Genomic DNA, 9,651 nt, shown 5'->3' with positions numbered 1-9,651 from the left:
GTTCACGTGCCCCCGTGCAGATGGACGCGGTTGTTTCTGCTCCCTATTTCTCCGTTACGGCTTGGTGGTGCAGCCGTTGGAGTTCTTGGTCTGGCACTCGCTGAAGAAGGGGTACGTGACGATGGCGTTCAGAATGCCGTAGTCCTTGACCACCACCGTCGTGCACTTCGGGCCGTAGCGTTCCTTGCGGATGTTGAACCGCTGGAACTTAACCTTGGGGGTGGTGAAGCCATAGTGCTTGGCTCGAACGTTCATGACGTTGGTGACCTTGCGACCCTTGGAGGTCTTATTGGTCACCTCGTACGAAGTTTTGGCCTCGATGGTTGCGATTCCGGCCTTCACGCTCAGACCTCCGGAGAAAGTCCACGCGGTCTGGCGAGAAATGGTGGTCGACATCTCGTACCGCAACTTCGACGTGGACTTGCTGGAGTTGAACTTGCCAGCCGTCGGCGCGATGGGCTTGTACGTGGGAGCGCCGAACTTCTCGACCGTGTAGAACGATTGGGTTCCGCAGTTCTGCGCACCGGTGTTCGCCGCGTTGGCGGTTCCCTGGCCGACCAGTACGGTTCCCGCGAGAAGCGCCGTGGTGGCAAATGCCGTACTCATCGTACGGCGTGTTTTGGTATTCATTTTTTCCCCGATTTCCCCGTGTGGTTTCTCTGTGCGTGCGGCCATCGGCCTTATTTGCGTCGGTGACCCCACGTGTTGATGAGGAATTTATGTAGGGCGCGTGGCACTGTCAACGGAGCCTGCTTTCGGAATTCCGGGAAAGCTCAAGGAAACCTCAAGGGGAAAATTAAGGCCGCTCAAGGCGTGGGTGTTTTGCCAGTTCCTGTCCCGAAGTTCCCTCCGGGCGAAGGGGGGAAACGGGCATGGAAGGGCGCTGCGGACTTCTATGTGACTTGTGTCACGTTTGGTGGCTGGCGGGGTCAGGTGTGTGCGGGAGTGGTGGCCACTCGGTTCCGCCGCTCATCGTTCGCCAGTGGGTGTGCCGTGTCCGGATAGCGGGTCTCCGGAGTCGCATCACGTTTAGGCATCCATTCACCGTCAAGTCTGGTCAGCGCTCGACGAACCGTTGAAGACTCGCCCACCAGGGGCTTTCGCCCCTGTGTTTGAGGGAGATTGATGCCGCCACAGCGGCAAGTGCGGGCCGGTCACCGCCGGTTGAGAGGGGTCCCTGCCACATGACGGCGCCATTGCACGACACGACCGCGGAGGCGGTCCCGACCGCGCCCGCCGATCCGGCAGGTCCGGTGGGCAAGAAGGTCGAGGGCCGGTCCCTCAAGCGGATCGCCTGGAACCGTCTCAAGCGGGACAAAGTCGCCTTGGTCGGCGGCATCACCGTGGTCCTCCTCGCTCTGGTCGCCGTCTTCGCCCCGCTGATCGTCTCGCTGCTCGGCCACCCGCCGAACGAGTTCCACCAGGAGGAGTTGGACCCGCTGACCAACCTGCCGAAGGGCGCCTGGGGTGGGATGAGCGGCGACTTCCTCTTCGGCGTCGAGCCCAACAAGGGCCGCGATGTCTTCAGCCGGATCGTCTACGGCGCGCGAATCTCACTCCTCGTGGCCTTCCTCGCGGCCGTGGTCGCGGTGGCGCTCGGCACTCTCTTCGGCATCATCGCGGGCTACTTCGGCGGCTGGGTCGACGCGTTGATCAGCCGCACCATGGATGTGCTGCTCGCCTTCCCACAGCTGCTCTTCATCATCTCCCTGGTCTCGGTCCTCCCGGACGACCTGCTGGGACTGACCGGATCCGGGGTGCGCATCGCCGTACTCGTCCTGGTCATCGGCTTCTTCGGCTGGCCGTATGTGGGCCGCATCGTGCGCGGCCAGACCCTGAGCCTGCGCGAGCGCGAGTACATCGAGGCGGCCCGCAGCCTCGGCGGCGGCCAGCGGCACATCCTCTTCAAGGAGCTGCTGCCCAACCTGGTCGCGCCCATCCTCGTCTACGCGACGCTGATGATTCCCACCAACATCCTTACTGAGGCGGCTCTCAGCTTCCTCGGCGCGGGTGTGCGACCGCCGACGGCGTCGTGGGGCGGCATGCTGCGCGACGCGCTCGGGACCTATGAGCACGATCCGATGTTCATGGTCTTCCCGGGCGTGACGATCTTCATCGCCGTTCTCGCCTTCAACCTCTTCGGAGACGGGCTGCGTGACGCGCTGGACCCCAAGGGAATCCGATAAGTCCCCTGTGACTACTTGCCCCTGCCGCACCGTCAGGCGGCTTCTTCCATGGTTCTCCGGCATCGGCCCGGAACCGCGAATCTCGGAGGTTACGAGAAAATGTTCACAGTTTCGTCGAAGCGACGGCTCGCCGCTGGCGCGGCCCTCGTTGTCGCGGCTCTGGTGATCACCACAGCGTGCGGCGGCGGTAGCGGCGACAGTGATGACGAAGGCCAGGGAGCGGGCTACAACGCCGCGCTCGGCAAGGTTGTCAACGCGTCCACCAAGAAGGGCGGGACGCTGAAGTTCATCGGCAAGCAGGACTTCGACTCCCTCGACCCGCAGCGTACGTACTACGGCATGACCTGGGACTTCATGCGGTTCTACACGCGTACCCTGGTCACCTACGACACCAAGCCGGGTGACGCGTCCAACAAGCTGGTCGGCGACCTCGCCACTGGCCCCGCCGAGGTCTCGGCCGACGGCAAGACGTACACGTACAAGCTGCGTGACGGTCTGACGTGGGAGGACGGTTCCGCGCTGACCTCCAAGGACATCAAGTACGGCATTGAGCGCATCTGGGCCACCGACGTCATCACCGGCGGTCCGGCCTACCTCAAGCAGACGCTCGACCCCGAGGGCGAGTACCCGGGCCCCTACAAGGACAAGTCCGCAGACAAACTGGGTCTGAAGGCGATCGAGACGCCCGATGACAAGACCATCGTCTTCAAGCTGCCCAAGGCCAACGGTGACTTCGAGCAGTTCCTGGCGATGCCCACCGGCGCCCCGGTGAAGCAGAGCGAGGACACCGGCGCAAAGTACACGAACAAGCCGTTCTCCTCTGGCCCGTACAAGGTCGAGTCGTACAAGGCGGGCAAGGAACTGACCCTCGTCCGTAACACCAACTGGAAGAAGGAGTCGGACCCGATCCGGCCCGCTCTCCCGGACAAGATCACCGTGACGATCTCCGCCAACCTGGAGGAGAACGACAAACGGTTGATGGAAGGCGATTACGACCTCGACGTCAACGGCACGGGCATGACCCAGTCCGGTCGCGTCACTGCCGTCCAGGACTACAAGTCGAACGTCGACAACATCCAGACGTCCTTCGTTCGTTACGTCGCTCTCGTCCACACCGCCAAGCCGATGGACAACGTCCACTGCCGCAAGGCCGTCTTCTACGCCACCAACTTCGCAGGCCTGCAGCAGACCCGTGGTGGTGAGATCGCCGGTGGCGCGATCGCCAACTCGGTCTTCCCGAAGTCGATCCCGGGCCACACCGACTACGACCCGTACGGTGTCCTCGCTCGCAAGGGCAAGCCGGACCTCGCCAAGGCCAAGGCCGAACTGAAGGAATGCGGCCAGCCGAATGGCTTCTCCACCAAGATCTCGGCGCGTACGAACCAGCCGAGCGAGGTTGACGCGGCCGAGGCGCTGCAGGAGCAGCTCGCCAAGGTCGGCATCAAGATCGAGGTCGACCCGATCGACGGTGCCCAGTCCTCCAGCATCACCGGCTCGCCGAAGGTCGTGAAGGAGCGCGGCTACGGCATGACGATGGCGGGCTGGGGCCCGGACTTCTTCACCGGCCAGGGCTACGCGCAGCCGTTGTTCGACAGCCGCTTCATCTTCCCGAACGGCAACTACAACGAGTCGCAGATCAAGGACCCGGAGATCGACAAGCTCTTCGACGAGGCGATCGCGTCGACCGACTTGACCAAGTCCACCGCGCTGTACGAGCAGATGAACAAGCGCCTGCTCGACAACGCCGACTGGATGCCCTTCATCTACGAGAAGAACATCTCGTGGCGCAGCCCGCGGCTGACCAACGTGTACTCGTCCGCCGCGTACAACGGCCGCTACGACTACGTCTCGCTCGGCGTCACGAAGTAATCGTCGCGCGACCGTAGTTGACTGTTTCCTCGCCGCCGAATCCCGCCAGTCCGAAGGGCAGGTGATGGCCCTGGGCGGCGGCCGAGACCTCTCACGAGGAGGTCCCGGCCCCGCCGGGCCGTACACAGTGCTTGCTTATCTCATCCGGCGTCTGATCGCCGTCGTCATTCTGGTGCTGGTCGTACTGCTCGCGACCTTCACCGTGTTCTACATGCTGCCCAGATGGGCGGGACAGGACATCGCCGTCCTCTTCGCCGGCAAGGCGACAGGTGCCGAGCAGGTCGAAGGCATCCGCACCAAGTTGGGCCTCGACGATCCACTGCTCGTGCAGTTCTGGGAGTTCGTCAAGGGCATCCCGCTCGGCCGTGACTACGCCAACGGTGACGACGTCACGCACTGCCCGGCCCCCTGCTTCGGCTACTCCTTCGTCACGGAGGAGCCGGTGTGGAACACCCTCAAGGACGCCCTGCCCGTCACCGGCGCGCTTGCCGCCGGTGCCTGCGTTCTGTGGCTGGCTGGTGGTGTCGCCACCGGTGTGGTCTCCGCGCTGAAGCGGGGCTCCGTGTGGGACCGGTCCGCGATGATCGCCGCGCTCGGCGGTGTCTCCCTGCCGATCTTCTTCACCGGCATGGTCGCGATGGGCATCTTCGTGCACAGCCTGGGCTGGGTGCACATCGAGGACAACCTGAGTACCGACGACCCCATCGGCGTCTGGTTCGAGACCCTGATCCTGCCGTGGATCGTGCTTGCCCTGCTGAACGCCGCGATGTACGCCCGCCTCACCCGCGCCACCATGCTGGAGGTGCTCGGCGAGGACTACATCCGCACCGCCCGCGCCAAGGGGCTCGGTGAGCGCGTCGTCATCACCCGGCACGCCCTGCGCTCCGTGATGACCCCGATCCTGACCGTCTTCGGCCTCGACATCGGTGTGCTGCTCGGCGGCGCTGTACTGACCGAGTCGACCTTCAACCTGCCCGGCCTCGGTCTCGCCGCGGTCCAGGCCATCAGCAGCAAAGACCTGCCGGTGATCCTCGGCGTGACCTTGTTCGCGGCTCTCGCGATCGCCGTGGCCAACGTCCTCGTGGACCTTCTGTACGCCGTCATCGACCCGCGAGTGAGGCTGGGATGACCGACCTGAACAAGACGGGGGCGGCTGTCGGAGAACCCGTCGCCTCCTCGCCCGCACCCACCGCCTTCCTCGAAGTGCGCGACCTGAAGGTGCACTTCCCGACCGACGACGGCCTGGTCAAGTCCGTCGACGGGCTCAGCTTCAAGCTGGAGAAGGGCAGGACCCTCGGCATCGTGGGCGAGTCCGGCTCCGGCAAGTCGGTCACCTCGCTCGGCATCATGGGTCTGCACACCGCCGGCCAGTACGGTAAGCGCAAGGTGCAGATCTCCGGCGAGATCTGGCTGGACGGCACGGAACTGCTCTCCGCCGACCCGGACCACGTACGCAAGCTGCGTGGCCGCGAGATGGCGATGATCTTCCAGGACCCGCTGTCGGCGTTGCACCCGTACTACACGATCGGCCAGCAGATCGTGGAGGCGCACCGCATCCACCACGACGTGAACAAGAAGACCGCGAAGCGCCGTGCCGTGGAGATGCTCGACCGTGTCGGCATCCCGCAGCCGGACAAGCGGGTCGACAGCTACCCGCACGAGTTCTCCGGCGGTATGCGCCAGCGCGCGATGATCGCGATGTCGCTGGTCAACAACCCTGAACTGCTCATCGCAGACGAGCCGACGACCGCCTTGGACGTGACCGTCCAGGCGCAGATCCTCGACCTCATCCGGGACCTGCAGCAGGAGTTCGGCTCCGCGGTCATCATCATCACCCACGACCTGGGCGTCGTCGCCGAGCTCGCCGACGACCTCCTGGTGATGTACGGCGGCCGCTGCATCGAGCGGGGTCCCGCCGACAAGGTGTTCTACGAGCCCCGCCACCCCTACACCTGGGGTCTGCTGGGGTCGATGCCGCGCCTCGACCGCGAGCAGCAGGAGCGGCTCATCCCGGTCAAGGGCTCCCCGCCGTCCCTCATCAACATCCCGTCCGGCTGCGCTTTCAATCCGCGCTGCCCGTACGCGGACGTACCCAAGGACAACGTCACCCGCACGGTCCGCCCCGAGCTGACCGAGGTCGGCAGTCAACACTGGGCCGCCTGCCACATGACCCAGGAGCAGCGGGAGCGTATCTGGACCGAAGAGATTGCGCCCAAGCTGTGAGCGAGAAACCCGAGGACGCGGCAGTGACCATTCCTGCACAGAGCGGGGAAGCGGCACCGGCCGCGACCCTCACCAAGGACATCGCCCCCGGCGAGATCCTGCTGAAGGTGACCGGCCTCCAGAAGTACTTCCCCATCCGTAAGGGCCTGCTCCAGCGGCAGGTCGGGGCGGTCAAGGCCGTCGACGGCATCGACTTCGAGGTCCGCCGCGGCGAAACCCTCGGCGTCGTCGGCGAGTCCGGCTGCGGCAAGTCGACCATGGGCCGGCTCATCACCCGCCTCCTGGAACCGTCCGGCGGGAAGATCGAGTTCGACGGCAAGGACATCACGCACCTCGGCACCGGCGGCATGCGCCCGCTGCGCCGCGATGTGCAGATGATCTTCCAGGACCCGTACGGCTCCCTGAACCCCCGGCACACCATCGGCACCATCGTCTCGGCGCCGTTCAAGCTTCAGGGCGTCGAGCCCGAGGGCGGGGTGAAGAAGGAGGTCCAGCGCCTCCTGGAACTGGTCGGTCTGAGCCCCGAGCACTACAACCGCTACCCGCACGAGTTCTCCGGCGGCCAGCGCCAGCGCATCGGCATCGCCCGCGCGCTCGCCCTCAAGCCTCGGATGGTCGTCGCCGACGAGCCGGTCTCCGCGCTCGACGTGTCCATCCAGGCCCAGGTCGTCAACCTGATGGACGACCTCCAGGACGAGCTCGGCCTGACGTACGTGATCATCGCGCACGACCTCTCCGTCGTACGCCATGTCTCCGACCGCATCGCCGTGATGTACCTCGGCAAGATCGTCGAGCTGGCCGACCGGGACTCCCTGTACGCGGCGCCGATGCACCCGTACACCAAGGCCCTGCTCTCCGCCGTGCCGATCCCGGACCCCCGGCGGCGCGGTGCCAAGAGCGAGCGCATCCTGCTCAAGGGCGACGTCCCCTCGCCGATCGCGCCGCCGAGCGGCTGCCGCTTCCACACCCGGTGCTGGAAGGCCACGGAGATCTGCAAGACCACGGAGCCGCCGCTGGCGGAGCTGAAGCCGGGGCAGCGGGTGGCGTGCCACCACCCCGAGAACTTGTCCGAAGTGCGGCTACCGCCGCGTGGCGAGGACCAGCAGCCGCAGGACAACGTGGCCGTGAAGACCGAGGCCACCGCGGAACCGCCGGCCAAGGAGAAGTGAGCTGAGACGACTGTGCGCCTTGCAATGCATGGCGCACAGTCGTTCGTGAGTGAGAATGTACGGGTGCTCCTGTACGTACTCGATCTGATCGGCATCTTCGTCTTCGCGATATCCGGTGCCCTGCTGGCCGTCCGCAAGAACTTCGACGTCTTCGGCATCGCCGTCCTCGCCGAGGTCACCGCGCTCGGCGGAGGGCTGTTCCGGGACCTGATCATCGGCGCCGTACCGCCAGCGGCCTTCACCGACCTCGGCTACTTCCTGACGCCGCTGCTCGCCACGCTGCTCGTCTTCTTCCTGCACCCGGAGGTCGAGTGCATCCAGACCGCGGTGAACGTCTTCGACGCGGCGGGCCTCGGCCTCTTCTGCGTCGCGGGCACGACGAAGGCGTACGAGCACGGCCTCGGTCCGACCGCCTCCGTCACCCTCGGTCTCGCCACGGCGGTCGGCGGCGGTGTGCTGCGCGACGTACTCGCCAACGAGGTGCCGTCGCTGCTGCGCTGGGACCGCGACCTGTACGCGGTGCCCGCGATCGTCGGCGCCACGATGGTCGCCCTGTGCCTCCACCACGACGCCCTGACCACGCTCACCTCCGCGATCGCCGCGCTCACGGCCTTCGTACTGCGGCTGCTGGCGATGCGATACCACTGGCGGGCGCCGCGGGCGTGGAACCGTCGCTCCTCGGCCGGCGAGACGACCGGGGCGACCGAGGTGATCGGGACGGCCAGGACCGCTGAGGTGGCTGAGGCGATCGGGACGATCAAGACCGCTGAGGTGGCCGAGGCGGTCAATAAAGCTACCGCTTAGTAGTTTCCTGTTGTACCGTACCGGCATGTCTCAGACATCCCAGGCGACCATAGGCGACAGCGAGTTCGACCGCGACACCGCTGTCACGCGCCGCGAAGAGGGCGTCTACGACGCCGACCTCTCCGCCGGCTGGACGATCATCAGCGCCGTCAACGGCGGTTACCTCCTCGCCATCCTGGGCCGCGCCCTCGCGGACGCGCTGCCGCACGACGACCCGTTCACCATCTCCGCGCACTATCTGACCGCGTCCGTGCCGGGCCCCGCGGTCGTCCGCACCGACGTCGTCCGCACCGGCCGCAGCCTGTCGACCGGCCAGGCCTCCCTCTTCCAGTACGACGAGGAGGGCCGCGAGGTCGAGCGCATCCGCGTCCTCGCCTCCTACGGCGACCTGGACGCCCTCCCGGACGACGTCCGTACGACGGCGAAGCCGCCCGCGATGCCGCCGATCGAGCAGTGCTTCGGCCGTCATGACGCGCCGGGCCCGACACCCGGGACCGCGGCGGTCCCCGGCAGTTCGGCGATCACCGAACGGCTGATGGTGAAGCTGGACCCGGCGACCCTCGGCTGGGCGCTCGGTTCGCCGTCCGGCAAGGGCGAGATGCGGGCCTGGTTCGGGCTCGCCGACGGCCGGGACGCCGACCCCTTCTCCCTGCTCCTCGCCGTGGACGCGCTGCCGCCGACCGCCTTCGAGATGGGCATCTCCGGGTGGGTCCCGACGGTCGAGCTGACCGTGCACATCCGCTGTCGTCCGGCGCCGGGCCCGCTGCGGGTGTCCATCACCACCCGCAACCTCGCCGGCGGCTACCTGGAGGAGGACGCGGAGGTCTGGGACAGCGCGGACCGGCTGGTCGCCCAGTCCCGACAGCTGGCCCGGGTGAGATTGGCGGGCTGAGGGCCGGGGCCGGCCATGGACGGCCTTTCGTCGGGGGCGGCCTCTGTCACGGACCTGTACCAGCGGTCGGTTGCGGGGGACGTGTGAAAGGCCAGGTCAGGTGAGGTGGGTTGGTGAGCGCTTTGCCGTTCGCACAGGGATGGCACAGCGCGAACCCAAGGGGCGCCCAAGGTGCGTTGGTTCGATTCCCGGGCCTCGAACTCCCTCATCATTCCTGGAGTTGTTTCTCATGAAGCGTGCACGTCTCGTCCCTGCCGTGGCCCTCCTCGCGGTCGCACCCCTCTTCCTGGTGGCGTGCGGCTCGGGCGACTCCTCGTCGTCGACCTCCAACTCGAACAACGGCAACTCCGGCCAGCAGGCCTGCCAGGCGCCCTCCGGCGCCCCGTCCGGTGCCTCCTCGGCGGGCGGTGCGGCACCCTCGGGCGCGCCCTCCGGTGCGCCGTCGGCGGGCGGCGAGGCTCCGTCCGGCGCACCCTCCGGCGCCCCGAGCGGTGCCCCCGGTGGCGGC

Annotated in this window: 9 protein-coding genes; 8 read left to right on the top strand and 1 reads right to left on the bottom strand. The window is 66.6% G+C overall.

Annotated elements, in window-relative coordinates; translation table 11 throughout:
• Window positions 1-54 precede the first annotated feature (54 nt).
• The gene (locus STRIP9103_RS07220; RefSeq protein ID WP_048819858.1) at window positions 55-606 is read right to left on the bottom strand and encodes a hypothetical protein; all 552 of its coding nucleotides are present in this window, start codon (window positions 604-606) and stop codon (window positions 55-57) included.
• Window positions 607-1,184: 578 nt separating this feature from the next.
• Between STRIP9103_RS07220 and STRIP9103_RS07215 the strand changes: the two genes are divergently transcribed.
• The 8 genes from STRIP9103_RS07215 to STRIP9103_RS07180 form a co-directional block, all read left to right on the top strand.
• Window positions 1,185-2,186, top strand: a complete 1,002-nt coding sequence (locus STRIP9103_RS07215) for an ABC transporter permease (RefSeq protein ID WP_009301911.1) — start codon at window positions 1,185-1,187, stop codon at window positions 2,184-2,186.
• Between the two features lie 99 nt (window positions 2,187-2,285).
• Window positions 2,286-4,055 carry an ABC transporter substrate-binding protein gene (locus STRIP9103_RS07210; protein ID WP_048819857.1) on the top strand — a complete coding sequence of 590 codons (1,770 nt, stop codon included), beginning with the start codon at window positions 2,286-2,288 and terminating at the stop codon, window positions 4,053-4,055.
• A 127-nt stretch (window positions 4,056-4,182) separates the two neighbouring features.
• The gene (locus STRIP9103_RS07205) at window positions 4,183-5,184 is read left to right on the top strand and encodes an ABC transporter permease (RefSeq protein WP_078613828.1); all 1,002 of its coding nucleotides are present in this window, start codon (window positions 4,183-4,185) and stop codon (window positions 5,182-5,184) included.
• On the top strand, window positions 5,181-6,278 hold the full coding sequence (locus STRIP9103_RS07200) for an ABC transporter ATP-binding protein (RefSeq protein WP_009301907.1): 1,098 nt from the start codon (window positions 5,181-5,183) through the stop codon (window positions 6,276-6,278). Before STRIP9103_RS07205 ends, STRIP9103_RS07200 begins: the two co-directional genes overlap by 4 nt.
• Before the next feature lie 23 nt (window positions 6,279-6,301).
• The gene (locus STRIP9103_RS07195; protein ID WP_009301906.1) at window positions 6,302-7,447 is read left to right on the top strand and encodes an ABC transporter ATP-binding protein; all 1,146 of its coding nucleotides are present in this window, start codon (window positions 6,302-6,304) and stop codon (window positions 7,445-7,447) included.
• Window positions 7,448-7,471: 24 nt separating this feature from the next.
• Complete coding sequence (locus STRIP9103_RS07190) at window positions 7,472-8,251, top strand: trimeric intracellular cation channel family protein (RefSeq protein ID WP_009301904.1); 780 nt, start codon at window positions 7,472-7,474, stop codon at window positions 8,249-8,251.
• Between the two features lie 25 nt (window positions 8,252-8,276).
• Window positions 8,277-9,143 (top strand): thioesterase family protein, encoded by an 867-nt coding sequence (locus STRIP9103_RS07185; RefSeq protein ID WP_009301905.1) that lies wholly within the window; start codon window positions 8,277-8,279, stop codon window positions 9,141-9,143.
• Between the two features lie 229 nt (window positions 9,144-9,372).
• Window positions 9,373-9,651: hypothetical protein (locus tag STRIP9103_RS07180; RefSeq protein ID WP_048819859.1), on the top strand; the 279-nt coding region annotated here is incomplete at its 3' end.

Origin of the sequence: Streptomyces ipomoeae 91-03 (assembly GCF_000317595.1) — a bacterium.
Classification (GTDB): Bacteria; Actinomycetota; Actinomycetes; order Streptomycetales; family Streptomycetaceae; genus Streptomyces; species Streptomyces ipomoeae.
This window is presented reverse-complemented; position numbering and strand designations above follow the sequence as displayed.